A 19,215-nucleotide genomic window follows, 5' to 3' on the forward strand; every position below is an offset into this window, starting at 1 on the left:
TCGAGTGCACACCATGGCGATCAATTTCGACCTCAACGATCTGCAAGCCTTCCGTGCCGTGGTCGAGCAGGGCAGCTTTCGCAAGGCGGCCGATACCGTGCGCATTTCCCAGCCAGCACTGAGCCGGCGAATTGAAAAACTCGAAGATGCCCTCGGTGTTCGCTTGTTCGAGCGCACCACCCGCAAGGTCAGCCTGACCCAGGCCGGCCGTGGGTTTATGCCGAGTGTCGAGCGATTGCTCGATGACCTCGACGTCGCGTTGCTGGGCATCAGTGAAGTGGCTTCAACCCGGCTCGGCCATGTCACGGTCGCCTGTGTACCCTCGGCGGCTTATTACTTCATGCCGCGCGTGATTGCCCATTACCACCGGCAATTCCCTCGGATCAAAGTCAAGGTACTCGACTCCAGCGCGCATGACGTGCTCAGCGCAGTGGTCAACGGTGAGGCGGATTTCGGTCTGAGTTTCATGGGCGCGCTGGAGGCCGAGGTCGAGTTCGAGCCGCTGGTGCAAGAAAGTTACGTGGTGGCCTGTCGGCGCGATCATCCGTTGGCCGGCCGTAGCAGCGTGACCTGGGATGAGTTTTATCAGCAGGATTACATCTCGCTGGACAAGACGTCCGGCAATCGTTTTTTGCTGGACCAGGCACTGACCGGCATCGTGCCGCAGCGGCCGAGTATCTGCGAAACCCGCCATGTCACGACGATGATTGGGCTGGTGGAGGCGGGATTAGGGGTGGCCGCGGTGCCGTCGATGGCGATGCCGGCAGCCGATCACCCGATCCTGACACGGGTGCCGCTGACCGATCCGCAAGTGATGCGCAGTGTCGGTCTGATCAAACGCCGGGGGCGAACCCTGACCCCGGCGGCGTTGGAGCTGGAACGGCTAGTGGTGGAAATGAAAGTGCAGCCACCTGTTCTCAGCGGCTGACCGAATCCAGGCCGGTTGCTTTCACGTCCGACTGGGCGGCTGCAGAGGCCATATAGTCGAGCAGTGCCTTGGCTTCGGCGGGGTGTTGCGCGCCGACTGGAATGCCGGCGGCAAAACGTGTCACCGACTGCACCGATTCCGGAAGCTTCGCTACAAAACTGACCCCCGGCACGGGCAGCAATTCACTGACTTGCTGGAATCCCAACTGATAGTCGCCCGTGGCAACCACCGAGCCGACCGGGATTTTCGGGATCATTGTGGATTTAGGTTTCAATTGATCTTCGATGCCCAGGCGCTTGAACAGTTGATTCTCGATGTATACGCCGCTGGCGCTGTCGGAGTACGCCACCGACCGGGCATCAAGCAGGGTCTTTTTCAAGCCGTCCACCGAGCTGATGTCTGGCTTCGGCGCGCCTTCGCGCACCACCAGGCCGATCCGCGAATCTGCCAGTTCCACCCGTGAAGCGGGGTCCACTTTGCCTTGTTTGATCAGGTCGTCGAGGGCGTAGCCGACCATGATCACCACGTCGGCCTTTTCACCTCGAGCGAGGCGATTGGGGATCGCTTCCGGTGCCTTGCCCATCGATGGCCCCAGGGCGGTGTCGAGCGTGTTACCGGTGGATGCTGCGAACTTCGGGCCGAGTATTTTGTAGGCAGCGGTAAAGCCACCGGAGGTCATCACGCGAATCTCTTCGGCCTGGGCGACAGCACTCAGGCCAAGGCTGGCCGCCAAGGCCAGGGCTGCAAGGTTAAATAGCTTCTTCATGGGCATCTTCTCGAAAAGGACGGGTTCAAGACATCGCCGGTTGCAGGCGACCGGTCGAGCGGCGGTAGAGATACAGCGTCGCGCACAAGGCGCAGAGCGCGGCGAAACTCATCCAGTAGCCGGGCGCGGCTTTGTCGCCGGTGTACTGAATCAGGAAGGTCGACATCGCCGGGGTGAAACCACCGAATACCGCCGTGGCCAGGCTGTAGGCCAGGGAGAAACCGGCGACCCGCACCTCGACCGGCATGATTTCCGTCAGCGCAGCGATCATCGCGCCGTTGTACAAACCGTAAATGAACGACAGCCACAGCAACACCAGCAGCATGTGCATGAAGCTCGGCGCGTTGACCAGGAAGGTCAGCGCCGGATACGCGGTGGCAAGGGTCAGCAACGCCATGGCGATCAACACCGGACGTCGTCCGATACGATCGGACAAGGCCCCGCCCAGGGGCAGCCAGAAGAAGTTCGACACCCCCACCAGCAAGGTCACCAGCAGCGCATCGGACGTGCTCAGGTGCAGCACGGTTTTGCCGAACGTCGGTGCGTACACGGTGATCAGGTAAAAGGCGGTCGTGGTCAGCGCGACCATCATCATTCCGGCGAAGACGATCACCCAGTTCTGCGCCAGTGTGCGGAACACATCGCCCATGCTCGGGCGGTGTTTGCGCGCGGTGAATTCTTCGGTTTCTTCCAGGTTGCGCCGCAGAAAGAAAATGAACGGCACGATCAGGCAGCCAACGAAAAACGGTATCCGCCAGCCCCAGTCGGCAATCATGGCCGGCGCCATCCATTGATTCAGTCCATACCCCAATGCCGCTGCGACAATAATTGCCACTTGCTGACTGGCCGACTGCCAACTGGTGAAAAAGCCTTTGTTGCCGGGCGTGGCGATCTCCGAGAGGTATACCGAGACCCCGCCCATTTCCGCACCGGCCGAGAAGCCTTGCAGCAATCGGCCGATCAGGACGATGGCCGGTGCGAACAGCCCGATGGATTCGTAACCGGGCACCAACACAATCAATATCGTGCCGCTGGCCATGATCGACAGCGTCACAATCAACCCTTTTCGCCGACCCACATCGTCGATGTAGGCACCCAGCACCACCGCGCCCAACGGACGCATGAGGAAGCCTGCGCCAAACACCGCGAAGGTCATCATCAGCGAGGCGAATTCGCTACTGGCTGGAAAGAAGACAGCGGCGATCTGCGTGGCGTAAAAGCCAAAAAGGAAGAAGTCGAACTGCTCTAGGAAGTTGCCGGAAGTGACCCGGAAAATTGCTCCGGCGCGAGAGCGCCCGGAAGGGATTGCTGTTGTCATTGACCTGTACTCCACCGCTTTTATGACGTGCATTGCCTGGGCGCAGTGCACGGTTCTTATTGAGGCGAATGGTGGAGCAGGGTGATCGATATGATAAGTGCATTGTTGGCATGCATTAATGCGTGAAGCGGATCAATGTGTGCGAACGGAATGATTCACCGCGGACACAGTCGGAGTTGGGTATGCCATCAACCAAGGATCACCCATGAACAGCAAATCCCTCATCGCCGCCCTGGCTATCGCTGCTGGCGTTGCCGGCATCAGCCCCCTCGTTCAGGCGGATGAACCCGCCGCAAAAACCGTCCAGCCCGGCGTCAATAACACCCGCGAACTGGTGGTCGGCGATCGCGCTCCGGACATGTATCAACACACAGATAAAGCGCTGCGCAACTGGAAGGCGAAAGGCCTGAAAGCACCCAAGGAACAGGCGCAGTGGGTGCAGATCAATGACAAGTACATGATGGTGATGATCACCAACGGCACGATTGTGGACATTACGCCGGTTGAGCGTTAGGTCGAACGGCTACTCGCTGTGAGCGCGCACCGGGCTTTCAGTGCCCAATCGATACTGATTATTCCCGCTGCGTTTCGCCTCATACATCGCCAGGTCCGCTATATGAATCAACCGGTCCATGCTCGGCGCATGGTCCGGGAATACCGCGACCCCGAGGCTGGTGCCGATGTGGCGTTGGTCGTTGCCGATGGTGATGGGCGGTGACAGTTCGACGAAGATTTTCTGGCAGATGGTGCGAGCCTCGTCTTGCAGGCTGACGCCTTGGGGCAACCCTTGCAGAATGACCACGAATTCATCGCCGCCGATCCGGGCAACGGTGTCGGTCGAGCGCAGGATTTTCTTCAATCGCGTAGCGGTCGTGATCAGGACCCGGTCGCCGGCCGCATGACCGTAGTGGTCGTTGATCGCCTTGAACCCGTTGAGATCGACAAACACTAATGCCACCCGGGTGGCGCTGACCCGTGCCTGTTCGAGCGCTTCGCACAGACGTTCTTCAAGCACCAGGCGATTGGGCAGGCCGGTCAACGGGTCGTAATGGGCCAGGTGTTGCAGGTAACTGGCCGAGGCTTTTTCCTCGGTGATGTCGCGCACCACACCCATCATCTTGATGGTTGCGTCATGGTCGTTCTTGACCACGTTGCCGGTTTCCCGCAGCCAGCGAATGCTGCCGTCGGGCCAGACCACGCGGTATTCCTCGTCATGGTTTTCACCGGTTTCCAGGCATCGCAATTCCCCGGCACGAACGTTGGCCCGGTCGTCCGGGTGTACGCAGGCGCAGAACAGTGCGTAGGAGGGTGTGACCTCGCCGATCTTGAAACCGAACATCCCGTAGATCGCGTCCGACCAGTAGAGCTTGTCGGTGTCGACATCCCAGTCCCAGGTGCCGATGCGGGCGAAGTATTGGCTGCGCTTGAAACGCTCGGCGTCGCCGTCCTGGCGAATGTGCAGGCCTTCGGACAGGCTGGCGATCAGCGCGCGTTGCTCGGTCAATTGTTTTTGCAGCGAGCGCTCGCGGCAGATCAGCGCAATGATCAGGGCAAGCATCACTGAGCCGATGGCTGCGCTGGTCCAGACGTCATTCATTCAGGGGTTGCCATCGTGTCATATTGATCCGAGTGTCTTGGTGTTGCTTATCTTAGTTGAGGTTAATGCCGAAAACCGTTCCGAATGGGTTGCCAATGGCGCACATTTCTGGGAAAACGGCGCCCATTGGGCCCTGTCGGGTGTGAGAACAATAGAGTGAACGTGATGAATGATGAATTGCAGATAATCGATCTTGAAGTGGGCGACGGCAAAGCCGCCGTCAAAGGCGCACTGATCACCACCCAATACCGCGGCTGGCTGGAAGACGGCACCGAATTCGATTCGTCCTACAGCCGTGGCAAACCTTTTCAGTGTGTGATTGGCACAGGGAGGGTGATCAAGGGTTGGGATCAGGGAATTTTGGGCATGCAGGTGGGCGGCAAGCGCAAATTGTGGGTGCCGGCGCATTTGGCCTACGGCGAGCGGACGATGGGCGCGATCACGCCGAATTCGAATTTGATTTTCGAGATTGAATTGCTGGAAGTGCTGACGCGGGATGATTGATTGGCGCGTGGGCTGAAATGGCTGGTGCTGCGAGGAGGCAAGCCCCTCGCTGCAATCAAACAGCTTTCCCCACTATTCCCGCACGCCTATGAAGAGGTCCAGGTCAGTCGGTAGCTGCACATCAATGGCGATGGCGATTTTTATAATTTGCTCGGCGGTCAGTAAACAATCCCCATAGGCGCTTTCATCAAGATTGTTCCAGCCAAGTACATTCAATATTGCAGCTTCAAATTCAGGTAGAACGGTCAGTTCGTACCTTAAGAAGTCACCCTCATCATCACCTTTTGAAAATCCACTGATCCAGAAAACGTAGTGGGCCTGCTGATCTATTCCCGAGTGATCCTGGCGGTTGTTGCAAGCCGGGTGCCCGTCGCGTGACGGTGGGTTTTGAACTGCAGGTGTGTCTGTCTTGCTAGCCATGAGCATCCTTGTTTCAACTTTTGTAAACGATGCGGACGCTATAGCAATGGGCATTAAATGGATGTAAGTTTTTTCTGAATGTTCGGTCGTTTTTTCCAAAATTGGTGAGGGAAGAGGCACCCTCACCACAGATTCCCGTTAACCTTTCGGATCAGACCTGAAACGTCTCCCGATACGCATACAACCCCGGCGTTCCCCCGGTCATCACAAACAGCAGATTGTCACCGCGCTGGAAACGTCCCTGCCTGATATCACCCAACAGCCCGGCAAACGCTTTCCCGGAATACACGGGGTCAATCAACAGACCTTCCGCGCGAGCCATCAGGCGCACCGCGTCGAGCATCGCGGGGGTCGGCAGACCGTAACCTTCGCCCAGTTGACTGCCATCAATCACAATCTCTGACGCCTCAACGACGGCGCTGCTGCCCAATAACGTCAGTGCGTCCTGAGTCAGTCGCACGGTTCTGTCCGCTGACGTGTCCCGATCAGACAAGACCGAATACGATTTGACCATCGACGTACCCCGACCCAGCAACTGGAACCCTGCGGCGAGTCCGGCGTGGGTGCCGGCGCTGCCATTGGGCACGACCACCTGGTTGAAGGTGAGGCCGAGTTGCGTTTCCTGCTGCGCGATCTCCGCAGCGCAGCGTGCGTAACCGAGGCTGCCCAGCGGCGTTGAGCCACCCGTTGGAATCACCAACACTGTGCGCCCGGCTTCCCGAAGGTGGGCGGCGCGTTTCTCGGCCTCGGTAAGCGAGTCGCTGCCGCCGGCAAGCACCCGTATGTCGGCGCCGAACAACTGATCGAGCAGGACGTTGCCGTTGAGCTCGTAGTCCACTTCGGCTTTGGGCACCGAGCGGGTCAGGATTAATTCGCAGACAATGCCCAGGCGGGCGCACACGGCGGCCGTTAGCCGTGCATGGTTGGACTGGAGACCGCCGATGGTGATGACCGTGTCGACCCCGGCCGCCAGCGCCGCGCCGAGGTGGAATTCGAGTTTGCGCAGTTTGTTGCCGCCACCGCCGATCAACATGTGATCATCGCGCTTGAGAAACAGGCCGATGCCTTGTGCCTTCAAACCCAGCAGCTGTTCCAGGCGTTCGGCGCGCTGAATCGGCGTCGGGCCTTGCAACAGGTCTGCCCGCGCAAAAGAACTCAGTGACATGTCCAGTAGGGTTTGCATCAATGGCGCCTCGTTATGCACTTTATTGCAGTGACTCTAGGGACAAAGTCCCGGGTGATAAACGCATCGCCGGTTATTACTCCTTTAACCTGATGTATTGAATGCAAGGCAGGGACATGAGCAAACTCAGGCAAATGGAAGTCTTCGTCGCCGTGGTCGAGGCGGGCAGCTTCGCCGATGCGGCCAGTGAAGTCGGGATGTCGGCGGTGATGGTCGGGCGGCATATTCAGGGGCTGGAGAAAACCCTCAATACCCAGCTGATTAAACGCACCACGCGTCGGCAATCCATCACGGGCGAGGGGCGGCTGTTTTACGAAGAAGCCAAACTGGCGCTGGAGCAAGTGAACTACGCGTTCAGTCGGGTGGAAGCGTCCAGCCCGGAACCTAGCGGCCTGTTGCGCATCACCGCGCCGATGAGTCTCGGCGTTTCCCTGGTCGGGCCGCTGGTGTCCGAATTCATGCAGCGTTATCCGCAGATCCAGGTCGAGCTGATTTTGAGCAATGAAGTGATCGATCTGTACGAGACGTCATTCGATCTGGCGTTCAGGATTTCCGAGCTGATTGGCGTCAACCTGCTGGCCACGCCGTTGCCGCCGTATCGCATGGTGATCTGCGCTTCGCCCCGGTATCTGGAAAGATGGCAGGAACCGCAGTCCCCCGAGGACCTGCACCGGCACTGAATTCTCACTCATACGTCCTGGAACAACCGGTTTGCCTGGCCGCTGAGAAACGGCTCCAGCGAAGTGCCCTGGCCCGAAAGCGCCGTGTTGAAGAGCAATGACGGTCAGGTGTTGTTGCAGGCGGCCGTGGCCGGGGAGGGGATTTTGATGCAGCCCGATTTTCTGGTGTCGGCGGCGTTGGCCAAAGGTGAACTGGTGAGGATCATGGACGCCTACGTACCGCCGCCCAAACCGGTGCAGATGGTGTATCCGCGCTCCAGGAAATCGTTGCCCAAGTTGCACGCCTTTGTCGAGTTTGTCGCGGATCGACTGGCGTGATCGTGGCGTCCTGAAGCGCAGACAAATGCGGGGCTAGCGCAGGGTGTACCCGCTGTCGACCACCCAATCCTGGCCGTACACGCTACGTGCGCCACGGCTCAATTGGAACAGGATGACGTCTGCCACGGCACCCGGTTTTAGAAACTCTCCGTCGAGCAGCCGCTGGTTCACCGAGTTGGCGACATCGCCCAGTTCCGCAGGCTTCAAGCCAAGCGTCGACCAGATCGGGGTAGCCGTAGGGCCTGGCGATACGGTGTTGATACGGACGCCGTGAGGCGCCAATTCTACGGCCAGGGTCCGGACGTGCGCCATCAGCGCTGCTTTCGAGGCGATGTAGGCGGCCAGACCAGGAAAGGTCACGTTGGCCAGGAACGTGCCGATGAACACCACCGACGCGGTCGCCGCAAGGTGGCTGCGCAGGCAGGCCAAGGTGTTCAGCGCACCGGCGCCGTTGACCGCCCACTGTCGGTCGAAGGCGGCTACATCCAGGCCACCGGCCAGTTGCGCAATGCCGGCATTGGGCACCACGAAATCCACTGGCCCCAAGGCTTCGGCGCGAGTGCCCAGCCGGGCGAGGTCCTCTTGGCGGGTGATATCTCCGGCCACCCAGGCGAGTTGATCCTTGTAGCGTTCCGCCAATTCGCCCAGGCCACCTATCTGGCGTGACATCGCCAATACGCGAGCGCCTTGCTCCAATAGCTGTTCGGTAACAGCCAGGCCGATGCCGGAACTCGCGCCAGTAACGACGGCCAAGCGATTGTGAAATTCGTTGAGCATGCAGTAATCCTCTTCCTGATAATCCAGCCTGTCTTTTACGGGGCGATCGTTGGTTGATCGAAAGCGTAAATGTGTGATCAAAAAACGGGCCAGTCCGGGATGTCAGGCAGGACGCGGGTTGTGGGGGCTCTGTTGTTACTTTGACTCCATTGAAAAGTAGTCGTAACGACTGCGCGGTAGTCAAAATGACACTTGGTGGCGATGACCTTCATTGCGGCGACGGGGAATACTCGCTAAAGACTGGAATACGCCCGTTCAGCGAAGGCCGGTACTTCCAGGCCAATCGATCCAGCGCAGGGGGATGCAGCAGAATTTCGCTCAACGTGGCACTGGCAATCCCCAACGCCAGCAGTTGCCCCGGACATTGATGCCGCCCCGCACCAAACGTAAAACTGCGCCGCTGCGGGCGATCCAGAATGAATGCGTCGGGACTCTCATTGAGTTGGGGGTCTCGATTGGCCGAAGCCAGCAGCACCAGAACCACATCGCCGGCATTGAGACTTACACCCTCGATTTCGCACGGTGCTGCGACAAACCGGCGGGTGTTCTGCACCGAAGGGTCGAAGCGCTGAACTTCGGCGATCAAGTCGTCAACGGGTGTCGAGTCGCGTAGCAGCGACAGGTTTTTAATCAACGCCCACATTGCGTTGCCGATCAGTCCGGCGGTGGCTTCATACGTCTGGGAAAACAGCCCGATCAGATTGGCAATCAACATTTCAGGATCACCCGCGAAGCGCGCCCGAATCCCGGCGAGCAGTGAGCTTTTATTGCCCGGATCATTTAGCAACTCAACGAAATGCCCCCTTAACTTCTCAGCGGCAGCGTGGGCAGTTTCCAATTGCAGCGGATCACTGAGCGGCGACAGACATGCCACGAAATCCGCCGTCAGCTCACTGATCGCCCGGCCCTGAGCCGGTGAAAACCCCAACAGCGCCGCCACCACGCAAACCGGCCCTCGGAACATGGCGTTATACAACCCGTCGGCATCCGGCGTGATCAACCGCGCGCTCACCAGTGCGTTGACCTCGTCCACATCAATCAGCGCCAACCCCGGCTCAATCGCCGACCTCGGGCAACGCTGGCGCTCGCCCTCATTCATCCGCATCAATTGCCCGAATACCTTGCCGGCCATGCCGTCGGCAATCCCTTTGGGTACCGGCTCAGCGGCCGGTCGGACATGGCAATCCCGGTGCGCCAGCACAGCCGCAACGGCCTGGGCGCTGCTCGCCACCCACAATTTCAGTCCTTGGTGAAACACCAGCCCACCCTCGGCGCGCAGCCGGGCGTAATAGGGATAGGGATCGGTATGAGTCGCAGCGATGATCGGGTCCATGGGTCGCAGCCTTGTTCGTGGTGGGAGAAGTGTTGCTACTATCTCCAGTTCGAAACGGCCTTGATTCGTCCGGGAGCGAAATATGAACGTTGAACAACACGACATCGGCGTCTCTCAAGTGGCCGCGGCCATCGCGGAACCGGCCCGGACGAAAATCCTCTGTTCGCTGATGGACGGCCACGCCCGCACCAGCACTGAGCTGGCGGCGATTGCCGATGTCAGCGCTTCCACCGCCAGCGCTCACCTGGCCAAGCTCAAGGAGCTGGCGCTGCTGCGTTTGCACGTGCAGGGCCGCCATCGTTATTACAGCCTCGCCGACAAGCGCGTGGCCCAGGCGCTGGAAGCGCTGATGGTGATCGGCCAGAACACTGCGCCGACCTTCAACTCGCGTACACCGGATCGCCTGCAATTCGCCCGCACTTGCTATGACCACATGGCCGGGACGCTGGCGGTGCTGCTGCACGACCGGATGCTGGAAAAAGGCTGGTTGCTGGAAATTGACGAGCAGGCTTATCGCCTGAGCGACAGCGGCGAGGCGTTGATGGAAAGGTTGGGCATTGAAGTCAATGACCTGAACACCTTGCGTCGCCGCTTCGCGTGCCCATGCCTGGACTGGAGCATGCGTCGGCCACATTTGGGAGGTTCGCTGGGGGCGGCGTTGCTGCAAACCGCGATCAAGCGCAAATGGGTGACGCAGGATCTGGACAGCAGGGCGCTGGCGTTGACGGCGCTGGGGCGCAAGGAATTGGGTGCACAATTCGACCTGACGCTGGCGCAGCCAACCGTGCAACCCATCCGCGAACAACGCCCACCGCAACCTGCGCGTGATGTGATCTGACCCGACCAAGGGTTCGCTGATGACTTGTGCCTTGAAGGTCGAGCCTATACTGTATATCCACACAGTAATAGGCGTGCCCCATGGAACTCATCGACAAGCTCAGCATTCTCGCCGACGCCGCCAAGTACGACGCGTCTTGCGCCAGCAGTGGCGCGCCCAAGCGTAGTTCCGAGGGCAAGAGCGGCCTGGGCTCGACCGACGGCATGGGCATTTGCCACAGCTACACGCCGGACGGCCGCTGCGTGTCGTTGCTGAAGGTTCTGCTGACCAACTTCTGTCTCTATGACTGCCAGTATTGCGTCAATCGACGTTCCAGCGACGTGCCACGCGCACGCTTCACGCCGGAAGAAGTGGTGACGCTGACCATGGATTTCTACCGGCGCAACTGCGTCAGTGGGTTGTTTCTCAGTTCCGGGATCATTCGCTCGGCGGACTACACCATGGAGCAACTGATCCGCGTGGCCAAACTGCTGCGCGAAGACCACGAGTTCCGGGGCTACATCCACCTCAAGACCATTCCCGAAGCCGATCCGGCGCTGATCGAGGAAGCGGGGCGCTATGCCGATCGCTTGAGCGTGAACATTGAACTGCCCACCGACGCCAGCCTGCAAACCCTGGCCCCCGAGAAACAGCTGGGCTCGATCAAGCAAGCGATGCAAACCATCTACACCGGTGTCCAGACCGTACTCAACGAACCCCGCGCACCGAAATTTGCCCCGGCCGGGCAGAGCACGCAGATGATCGTCGGTGCTGATGACACCGATGACAGCACCATTCTCCATAGCGCCCAGGCGTTGTACGGCAACTTCAGTTTGCGAAGGGTCTATTACTCGGCGTTCAGCCCGATCCCCAACAGCCCGAAAAGCGTGCCGCTGGCCGCGCCGCCATTGATGCGCGAGCACCGTTTGTATCAGGCGGACTTCCTGTTGCGCAGCTACGGCTTTACCGCTGGCGAACTGTTCAAGGGGCCCGGGCACCTGGCGCTCGACATCGATCCGAAACTGGCGTGGGCATTGGAGAACCGCGAGATCTTCCCACTGGACCTCAATCGCGCCGAGGCATCGTTGATCGCACGCATTCCCGGTATTGGCCTTCGCACTACCGAGCGCCTGGTGGAATTGCGCCGTCAGCGCCGCATCCGCTACGAAGACCTGACCCGAATGCGTTGCGTGCTGGCCAAGGCCAAACCGTTCTTCATCACCAGCGATTACCACCCGCAGCAGGCGGAGGTCACCAGCCATTTGTTGTATCAGCAATTGCGCGACCGGCCGCAGCCGCAACAAATGGGGTTATGGGGATGATCAGCCTCGATTGCGATGACCTGTTCGACCTCTGGCGCCAGCAGGCGCGCTGGCTGCTCAGCCATGAGGTGGACCCGAGCCGGGTGAGTTGGGCCAGTGAAGGCGTCTGCGATCTGTTCGCCAGCGACGATGCGCCACCTCAAACCCAGGGGCCGTTTCACGCACGAATACCGCGAACGCTGTTGGACACCCTGGAGCGCGCCGCTCGTTATCGGGGGGATCAGCGCTGGAGTCTGTTGTACGAAGTGCTGTGGCGGGTCAGTCATGGTGACCGCACCGCCATGCTGGCGGGAGACAAATTAGGCAGTGAATTTCATAGAAGAATCAAACAGGTACAGCGTGAATCTCATCACTTACATGCATTCGTACGATTCGTCGCAATGCCTGAAAGTGAGGGCCCGCAATACGTTGCCTGGCATGAACCCGCCCACGACATCCTGCACAGTGCCAGTGAACATTTTATCGGGCGCATGGGCCGGCATCGCTGGTTGATTGCAACGCCCAGGGACGGGGTCTACTACGACGGTGAGCAGTTGATCCACCAACGCCAGTGCCCAATTGAATGGCAGCAGCTGGCACAAAACGTCGACGACCCGCACAGCGACATGTGGTTGACCTACTACAGCCACATCTTCAATCCGGCGCGCCTGAATCCGAAAGTCATGCAAGGGCATTTGCCGGCCCGGTTCTGGAAAAACCTGCCGGAAGGTGCGCTGATTCCGGGACTGATCACCCAGGCCCGCACGGGCAAGCAACAGGACGGCCAGGCGAGTGGAATCAAGGGCAGGGGCGGTAAACGTATTGCGCGGGGAGAAGCCGGGCAGCGCTGATAAAAAAAGCCCCCCATCGCCAAAGCGATGGAGGGCTTCGATGCCGCTGGCGTCAGATCAAACCTTGACGATCCAGCCCGCTGGCGCTTCGACGTCACCGGTTTGAACACCGGTCAGCTCTTTGTAGAGCTTCTGGGTGACGGGGCCGACTTCGGTTTCGCTGTGGAACACATGCAGATGGTCGTTGTAGCTGATGCCGCCGATCGGTGTGATCACCGCAGCGGTACCGCAAGCGCCGGCTTCCTTGAAGTCGGACAGCTTGTCGATGAACACGTCACCTTCAACCACTTCCAGGCCCAGACGCGATTTGGCCAGCTCGATCAACGACAGACGGGTGATGCCTGGCAGGACCGACGGCGAGTTCGGCGTGACGAACTTGTTGTCGTGGGTGATCCCGAAGAAGTTGGCCGAGCCGACTTCTTCGATTTTGGTGTGAGTCATCGGGTCGAGGTAGATGCAGTCGGCGAAGTGGGCTTTCTTGGCCTGGGAACCTGGCATCAGGCTGGCCGCGTAGTTGCCACCGACCTTGGCTGCACCGGTGCCTTGTGGAGCGGCGCGGTCGTAGCTGGAGATCAGGAAGTTGTGCGGGGTCAGGCCACCTTTGAAGTAAGCGCCGACCGGAATGCAGAAAATCGAGAAGATGAACTCGGGGGCGGTACGCACGCCGATGTTGTCACCCACGCCGATTACGAACGGACGCAGGTACAGCGCGCCGCCGGTGCCGTAAGGCGGGATGAAACGCTCGTTGGCGCGGACCACTTCCTTGCACGCTTCGACGAACTGCTCGGTGGACACCTGCGGCATCAGCAGACGGGCGCAGCTGCGTTGCATGCGGGCGGCGTTCTGATCCGGGCGGAACAGGTTGATCGAACCGTCCTTGCAACGATAAGCCTTCAGGCCCTCGAAGCATTGCTGGCCATAGTGAAGGGCAGTGGAGCCTTCGCTGATGTGCAGCACGTTGTCTTCGGTCAGGGTGCCTGTGTCCCACTCGCCATTACGCCAGTGCGACAGATAGCGCTTGTCTGTCTTGATGTAGTCAAAACCCAACTTGTCCCAATTGATGCTTTCGTTACCCATGACACCCTCTATCACTTAACAACCGCCGAAACGGTTCAAGGCTTCTGACGTTTTTCTGGATGGGGACAACAATACTTCATTACGGGCCTGTTTCGCAGCCCGGACTATCGGATGACAGACAGATAAATCGAGTTGACCTCAAGAAATCGCTGGCAGGCTGGCCCCCACAGGAGAAGGCATTGCAAATGTGGGAGCTGGCCTGCTGGCGATGGGGTCATCTATGCCGCCATCCATGTTCTGAATCACAGGTGCAGTGCATGCCCCAAAGCGCGCAGCGCGGCTTCTTGCACCGCCTCGCCCAGCGTCGGATGCGCATGAATCGTGCCGGCAATGTCTTCCAGCCGAGCGCCCATTTCCAGGCTCTGGCCAAACGCCGTCGACAACTCCGAAACGCCCACACCCACCGCTTGCCAGCCAACAATCACATGATTGTCACGGCGTGCCACGACGCGCACGAAGCCGCTTTTCGATTCCAGCGTCATCGCCCGGCCATTGGCCGCGAACGGGAAACTGGAAACGATGCAGTCCAGGCCGGCAGCCTTGACGTCGTCCGGGGTCTTGCCGACCACCACCAGTTCCGGGTCGGTGAAGCACACGGCAGCGATGGCGGTCGGGTTGAACTCGCGGGATTTGCCGCTGATCAGTTCGGCCACCATCTCGCCCTGAGCCATGGCCCGGTGCGCGAGCATCGGTTCGCCGCTCAGGTCGCCGATGGCGTACACGTTGCGCATACTGGTCTGGCAGCGGTGGTCGATCTTGATCGCCGAGCCATTCATGTCCAGATTCAGCGCTTCAAGGTTCCAGCCCTGGGTATTCGGCTTGCGACCGACGGCCACCAGCACCTGATCCGTTTCCAGGTTCAGGGTGTCGCCACCCGGTTGCAAAACTTGCAGTGTATTACTAGAAGAATCAAAGCCTTGGACGCTGTTCTTCAAGTAAAGCGTTACACCGAGCTTTTTCAGTTCGTCGTGTACCGGCTGGGTCAGTTCGGCATCGTAGGCCGGCAGAATGCGCTCCTGCGCCTCGACCACGCTCACGTCAGCGCCGAGTTTGCGATAGGCAATTCCGAGCTCCAGACCGATGTAACCGCCACCGACCACGACCAGGCGTTTCGGCACGGACGTCGGGGCCAGGGCTTCGGTGGAGGAGATGATCGGTCCGCCAATCGGCAACATCGGCAGGTTCACGCTTTTCGAGCCCGTGGCCAGCACCAGGTGCTCGCACTGGATTCGCGTATCGCCTACTTCCACGGTTTTGCCATCAATCACTTTCGCCCAGCCTTGAATGACCTGGACTTTGTTCTTTTTCAACAGCGCCGCGACGCCGGTGGTCAGGCGATCAACGATGCCGTCCTTCCACTCGACGCTTTTGCCGATGTCGAGGGTTGGCGCGGAGACGCTGATGCCCAGCGCAGAGTGCTGGCTGTGGTGTTGCGTCTGGTGGAACTGTTCAGCGACATGAATCAACGCCTTCGACGGAATGCAGCCGATGTTCAGGCACGTACCGCCCAACGATTCGCCTTCCACCAGAATGGTCGAGATGCCCAACTGGCCGGCACGGATCGCCGTCACATAACCGCCAGGGCCGCCGCCGATGATCAGCAGAGTGGTGTTCAAAGTCTGCATCTCTTACTCCACAAACAGGGTGGCGGGATGTTCGAGCAAACCACGGATGGCCTGGATGAATTGCGCCGCGTCCATGCCATCGACCACGCGGTGATCGAAGGAGCTGGAGAGGTTCATCATCTTGCGAATCACGATTTGGCCTTTGACCACCATCGGGCGTTCGACGATCTTGTTGACGCCGACGATCGCCACTTCCGGCAGGTTCAGCACCGGCGTGCTGACGATGCCGCCCAGCGCGCCGAGGCTGGTCAGGGTGATGCTCGAGCCGGACAGTTCATCGCGGCTGGCCTTGCCATTACGTGCGGCCGTGGCCAAACGGGCGATTTCGGCCGCGTTATCCCACAGGCTGCGGGCTTCGGCGTGACGCACCACCGGCACCATCAAGCCGATGTCGGCTTGCGTGGCGATGCCCACGTGGACGGCGCCGAGGCGGGTGATGACCTGGGCTTCGTCGTCGTAACGGGCATTGATCTGCGGGAAGTCGCGCAGGGCGACAACCAGGGCGCGGACCAGGAACGGCAGCAATGTCAGCTTGCCTCGGGTCGCCCCGTGTTTTTCGTTCAGGTGCGCGCGCAGTTCTTCAACGGCGGTGACGTCGATTTCTTCGACATAACTGAAGTGAGCGGCACGCTGAGTGGCATCCTGCATGCGCTGGGCGATCTTGCGGCGCATGCCGATGACCTGGATTTGCTCTTCGTCATTACGCTGGGCGTAAGCGGCGGCCACGGTCGATTGCGGCTGCTGCCCCTGGGCCAGATAGGCGTCGAGGTCTTCGTGCAACACGCGACCGGCAGGGCCGGTGCCACGGACCAGACGCAACTGGATGCCGAGGTCCAGCGCATGCTTGCGCACGGCCGGGGAGGCCAGCGGGCGTTCGTCGGCTTCGCGAGCGACCATCGGGCCTTGGCAAACGGCGGCTCGGGGCGCTGCTGCAACGACCGGTTTGCTTGCGACCACGGGCTCAACTTTCGGCGTCGCAACCGGCGCTTCTTTTACCGCAGGGGCTGCCGGCTGAGCCGACTCTTTAACATTGCCCGCGCCTTCAACTTCAATGCTGATCAGGATGCTGCCCACCGCCATGACTTCGCCTGGCTGTCCGCCCAGCGCAATCACCTTGCCGTGCACCGGAGACGGGATGTCGACCATCGCCTTGTCGGTCATGACATCGGCGAGCACCTGATCTTCGACGACCATGTCGCCAACCTTGACGTGCCATACCGACAATTCAACTTCTGCAATGCCTTCGCCAATGTCCGGCATTTTAATAACGTGCGTGCCCATTCAGACCTCCATGACCCGTTTCAACGCCGCGCCCACTCGGGACGGACCAGGGAAATACGCCCACTCTTGCGCGTGCGGGTAGGGAGTGTCCCAACCGGTGACGCGTTCGATCGGCGCTTCCAGGTGATGGAAGCAATGCTCTTGCACCAGGGCGACCAGTTCGGCGCCGAAGCCGCACGTGCGGGTCGCTTCGTGAACGATCACGCAGCGGCCGGTTTTCTTCACCGATTTGACGATGGCGTCCAGGTCCAGCGGCCAAAGGCTGCGCAGGTCGATGACTTCAGCGTCGATCCCGGTTTCTTCTGCGGCGACTTGCGACACGTAAACGGTGGTGCCGTAGGTCAGGATGGTCACGTCCTTGCCGGGACGGGCGATGGCGGCCACGTCCAGCGGCACGGTGTAGTAACCGTCCGGGACCTGGGCGGCCGGGTGTTTCGACCACGGGGTTACCGGGCGGTCGTGGTGGCCGTCGAACGGGCCGTTGTACAGGCGTTTTGGCTCGAGGAAGATCACCGGGTCATCGTTTTCGATGGAGGCGATCAGCAGGCCTTTGGCGTCGTAAGGGTTGGACGGCATGACCGTGCGCAAGCCGCAGACCTGAGTAAACATCGCCTCAATACTTTGGCTGTGGGTCTGGCCGCCGTAGATGCCGCCGCCGCAAGGCATGCGCAGGGTCATCGGTGCGGTGAACTCGCCGGCCGAGCGATAGCGCAGGCGCGCGGCTTCGGAAATGATCTGGTCCGACGCCGGGTACACGTAGTCGGCGAACTGGATCTCGGCGACCGGGCGCAGACCGTAGGCACCCATGCCCACGGCAACGCCGACAATGCCGCTTTCTGAGATCGGCGCATCGAACACCCGGGAGGTGCCGTACTTGGTCTGCAGGCCTTCGGTGCAGCGGAACACACCGCCGAAGTAACCGACGTCCTGGCCGAACACCACGACGTTGTCGTCACGCTCAAGCATCACATCCATGGCCGAGCGCAGGGCCTGGATCATGGTCATGGTGGTCGTGGTCATGGCGGTTTCCAACTCGATATTATTGTTGTGATCGTTCATGTCAGATCCCCAACTCTTGACGCTGGCGCTTCAAGTGCTCCGGCATCTCTTTATAGACGTCTTCGAACATGGTCGCGGCGCTTGGAATCTGGCCACCGGCCAGGGTGCCGTACTGCTCGGCTTCTTTTTGCGCGGCAATCACCTCGGCTTCCAGTTCGGCGCTGACGGCAACGTGTTCCTCTTCGGACCAGTGGCCGATCTTGATCAGGTGCTGCTTGAGGCGCGCAATCGGGTCGCCCAGCGGGAAGTAGCTCCAGTCGTCGGCAGGACGATATTTGGACGGATCATCGGAAGTGGAGTGAGGGCCGGCGCGGTAGGTGACCCATTCGATCATCGTGGGGCCGAGGTTGCGGCGAGCGCGTTCGGCGGCCCAGGCGGAGGCGGCATAGACCGCGACGAAATCGTTGCCGTCGACCCGCAGGGAGGCAATGCCGCAACCCACGCCACGACCGGCGAACGTAGTGGCTTCACCACCGGCAATCGCCTGGAACGTCGAGATCGCCCACTGGTTGTTGACCACGTTGAGGATCACTGGCGCACGGTAAACGTGGGCAAAGGTGAGGGCGGTGTGGAAGTCGGATTCAGCGGTGGCGCCATCGCCAATCCACGCCGAGGCGATTTTGGTGTCGCCCTTGATCGCCGAGGCCATGCCCCAGCCCACACCTTGTACGAATTGGGTGGCGAGGTTGCCGGAAATGGTGAAGAAGCCATAGTCCTTGACCGAATACATGATCGGCAACTGACGGCCCTTGAGCGGATCGCGCTCGTTGGACAGCAGTTGGCAGATCAGGTCTACCAGCGGTACATCGCGTGCCATCAGGATGCTTTGCTGGCGGTAGGTCGGGAAGCACATGTCATCGACGTTCAGCGCCAAGGCCTGGCCGCTGCCGATGGCTTCTTCGCCAAGGCTCTGCATGTAGAACGACATTTTTTTCTGACGCTGGGCGACCACCATGCGGTTGTCGTAGATCCGCGTCTTGAGCATGGCGCGCATGCCTTTTCGCAGGATCTCGACCGGTACGCCTTCAGCCCATGGACCGAGGGCATTGCCCTGGTCGTCGAGCACGCGAATCAGGCCTTTGGCCAGGTCGGCGGTGTCGGCGGGTTCAACGTCGATTGGGGGTTTGCGCACCGTGCCGGCGTCGGTCAGACGCAGGTAGGAGAAGTCGGTTTTGCAGCCAGGACGGCCCGATGGTTCGGGAACGTGCAGGTGCAGCGGTTCATACGCTTGGTTCATGGCTTCTACGCTCGATCTTGTGAATTTCTTGTAGTGAGCTGACCGTCATTCTTCGATAAAAGAAATCCTGTCCTACAACAATCATAGGCCCGGCGCAGAAGAATATTTATCTCTGTTTCGTTGCGCGGGAGATCATTTGAGGA

Annotated in this window: 18 protein-coding genes and 1 pseudogene; 7 read left to right on the plus strand and 12 right to left on the minus strand. The window is 60.1% G+C overall.

What is annotated here, in order from left to right:
- Window positions 1-13: 13 nt before the first annotated feature.
- A complete protein-coding gene (locus BLU63_RS24820) occupies window positions 14-928 on the plus strand; it encodes a LysR family transcriptional regulator (RefSeq protein WP_010455202.1) in 915 nt (304 codons plus the stop codon).
- Here the strand turns inward: BLU63_RS24820 and BLU63_RS24825 are convergent.
- The gene (locus tag BLU63_RS24825) at window positions 918-1,694 is read right to left on the minus strand and encodes a substrate-binding domain-containing protein (protein ID WP_010455200.1); all 777 of its coding nucleotides are present in this window, start codon (window positions 1,692-1,694) and stop codon (window positions 918-920) included. The two genes, BLU63_RS24820 and BLU63_RS24825, sit on opposite strands and share 11 nt — an antisense overlap.
- Window positions 1,695-1,719: 25 nt before the next feature.
- Entirely contained in the window at window positions 1,720-3,012 is a 1,293-nt protein-coding gene (gene tcuC / locus BLU63_RS24830; protein ID WP_083376496.1) for an MFS transporter, read from the minus strand.
- A 205-nt stretch (window positions 3,013-3,217) separates the two neighbouring features.
- Here tcuC and BLU63_RS24835 point away from each other — a divergent pair, with 205 nt between their 5' ends.
- Window positions 3,218-3,526: an RcnB family protein gene (locus tag BLU63_RS24835; RefSeq protein WP_077749312.1), complete on the plus strand. Its 309-nt coding sequence runs from the start codon at window positions 3,218-3,220 to the stop codon at window positions 3,524-3,526.
- Between the two features lie 9 nt (window positions 3,527-3,535).
- Here the strand turns inward: BLU63_RS24835 and BLU63_RS24840 are convergent, their stop codons facing one another.
- Window positions 3,536-4,609 carry a sensor domain-containing diguanylate cyclase gene (locus tag BLU63_RS24840; RefSeq protein ID WP_083376497.1) on the minus strand — a complete coding sequence of 358 codons (1,074 nt, stop codon included), beginning with the start codon at window positions 4,607-4,609 and terminating at the stop codon, window positions 3,536-3,538.
- A gap of 165 nt (window positions 4,610-4,774) precedes the next feature.
- On the opposite strand from BLU63_RS24840, the gene BLU63_RS24845 reads away from it, so the two are divergent.
- On the plus strand, window positions 4,775-5,113 hold the full coding sequence (locus tag BLU63_RS24845) for an FKBP-type peptidyl-prolyl cis-trans isomerase (protein ID WP_083376498.1): 339 nt from the start codon (window positions 4,775-4,777) through the stop codon (window positions 5,111-5,113).
- Window positions 5,114-5,185: 72 nt separating this feature from the next.
- On the opposite strand, the gene BLU63_RS24850 is transcribed toward BLU63_RS24845, so the two are convergent.
- Window positions 5,186-5,533: a pyocin S6 family toxin immunity protein gene (locus tag BLU63_RS24850; RefSeq protein ID WP_306092901.1), complete on the minus strand. Its 348-nt coding sequence runs from the start codon at window positions 5,531-5,533 to the stop codon at window positions 5,186-5,188.
- A 151-nt stretch (window positions 5,534-5,684) separates the two neighbouring features.
- Window positions 5,685-6,716, minus strand: a complete 1,032-nt coding sequence (locus tag BLU63_RS24855) for a D-cysteine desulfhydrase family protein (RefSeq protein WP_083376499.1) — start codon at window positions 6,714-6,716, stop codon at window positions 5,685-5,687.
- Between the two features lie 134 nt (window positions 6,717-6,850).
- Here BLU63_RS24855 and BLU63_RS24860 point away from each other — a divergent pair.
- A pseudogene (locus tag BLU63_RS24860) lies at window positions 6,851-7,714 on the plus strand (LysR family transcriptional regulator).
- Window positions 7,715-7,747: 33 nt separating this feature from the next.
- Here the strand turns inward: BLU63_RS24860 and BLU63_RS24865 are convergent.
- A complete protein-coding gene (locus BLU63_RS24865) occupies window positions 7,748-8,491 on the minus strand; it encodes an SDR family NAD(P)-dependent oxidoreductase (RefSeq protein WP_083376500.1) in 744 nt (247 codons plus the stop codon).
- A gap of 208 nt (window positions 8,492-8,699) precedes the next feature.
- Window positions 8,700-9,824 carry a cytochrome P450 gene (locus tag BLU63_RS24870; RefSeq protein WP_083376501.1) on the minus strand — a complete coding sequence of 375 codons (1,125 nt, stop codon included), beginning with the start codon at window positions 9,822-9,824 and terminating at the stop codon, window positions 8,700-8,702.
- 82 nt (window positions 9,825-9,906) lie between these two features.
- Between BLU63_RS24870 and BLU63_RS24875 the strand changes: the two genes are divergently transcribed.
- The 3 genes from BLU63_RS24875 (at window position 9,907) to BLU63_RS24885 (ending at window position 12,793) form a co-directional block, all read left to right on the plus strand.
- Window positions 9,907-10,662, plus strand: a complete 756-nt coding sequence (locus BLU63_RS24875) for an ArsR/SmtB family transcription factor (RefSeq protein ID WP_083376502.1) — start codon at window positions 9,907-9,909, stop codon at window positions 10,660-10,662.
- An 80-nt stretch (window positions 10,663-10,742) separates the two neighbouring features.
- Window positions 10,743-11,963, plus strand: coding sequence for a putative DNA modification/repair radical SAM protein (locus tag BLU63_RS24880; protein WP_077749306.1), 1,221 nt, complete (start codon window positions 10,743-10,745; stop codon window positions 11,961-11,963).
- On the plus strand, window positions 11,960-12,793 hold the full coding sequence (locus BLU63_RS24885; RefSeq protein ID WP_083376503.1) for a TIGR03915 family putative DNA repair protein: 834 nt from the start codon (window positions 11,960-11,962) through the stop codon (window positions 12,791-12,793). Before BLU63_RS24880 ends, BLU63_RS24885 begins: the two co-directional genes overlap by 4 nt.
- A 57-nt stretch (window positions 12,794-12,850) precedes the next feature.
- Here the strand turns inward: BLU63_RS24885 and BLU63_RS24890 are convergent, their stop codons facing one another.
- The 5 genes from BLU63_RS24890 to BLU63_RS24910 form a co-directional block, all read right to left on the minus strand.
- Complete coding sequence (locus BLU63_RS24890; RefSeq protein ID WP_010455177.1) at window positions 12,851-13,870, minus strand: branched-chain amino acid aminotransferase; 1,020 nt, start codon at window positions 13,868-13,870, stop codon at window positions 12,851-12,853.
- A gap of 242 nt (window positions 13,871-14,112) precedes the next feature.
- Entirely contained in the window at window positions 14,113-15,495 is a 1,383-nt protein-coding gene (gene lpdA, locus BLU63_RS24895) for a dihydrolipoyl dehydrogenase (RefSeq protein WP_083376504.1), read from the minus strand.
- Between the two features lie 3 nt (window positions 15,496-15,498).
- The gene (locus tag BLU63_RS24900) at window positions 15,499-16,776 is read right to left on the minus strand and encodes a dihydrolipoamide acetyltransferase family protein (protein ID WP_083376505.1); all 1,278 of its coding nucleotides are present in this window, start codon (window positions 16,774-16,776) and stop codon (window positions 15,499-15,501) included.
- Window positions 16,777-17,835 (minus strand): alpha-ketoacid dehydrogenase subunit beta, encoded by a 1,059-nt coding sequence (locus tag BLU63_RS24905; protein WP_010455171.1) that lies wholly within the window; start codon window positions 17,833-17,835, stop codon window positions 16,777-16,779.
- A 1-nt stretch (window position 17,836) separates the two neighbouring features.
- Window positions 17,837-19,072, minus strand: a complete 1,236-nt coding sequence (locus tag BLU63_RS24910) for a 3-methyl-2-oxobutanoate dehydrogenase (2-methylpropanoyl-transferring) subunit alpha (RefSeq protein ID WP_010455169.1) — start codon at window positions 19,070-19,072, stop codon at window positions 17,837-17,839.
- Between the last annotated feature and the right edge of the window lie 143 nt (window positions 19,073-19,215).

It is taken from the genome of Pseudomonas mandelii, from assembly GCF_900106065.1.
GTDB lineage: Bacteria > Pseudomonadota > Gammaproteobacteria > Pseudomonadales > Pseudomonadaceae > Aquipseudomonas > Aquipseudomonas mandelii.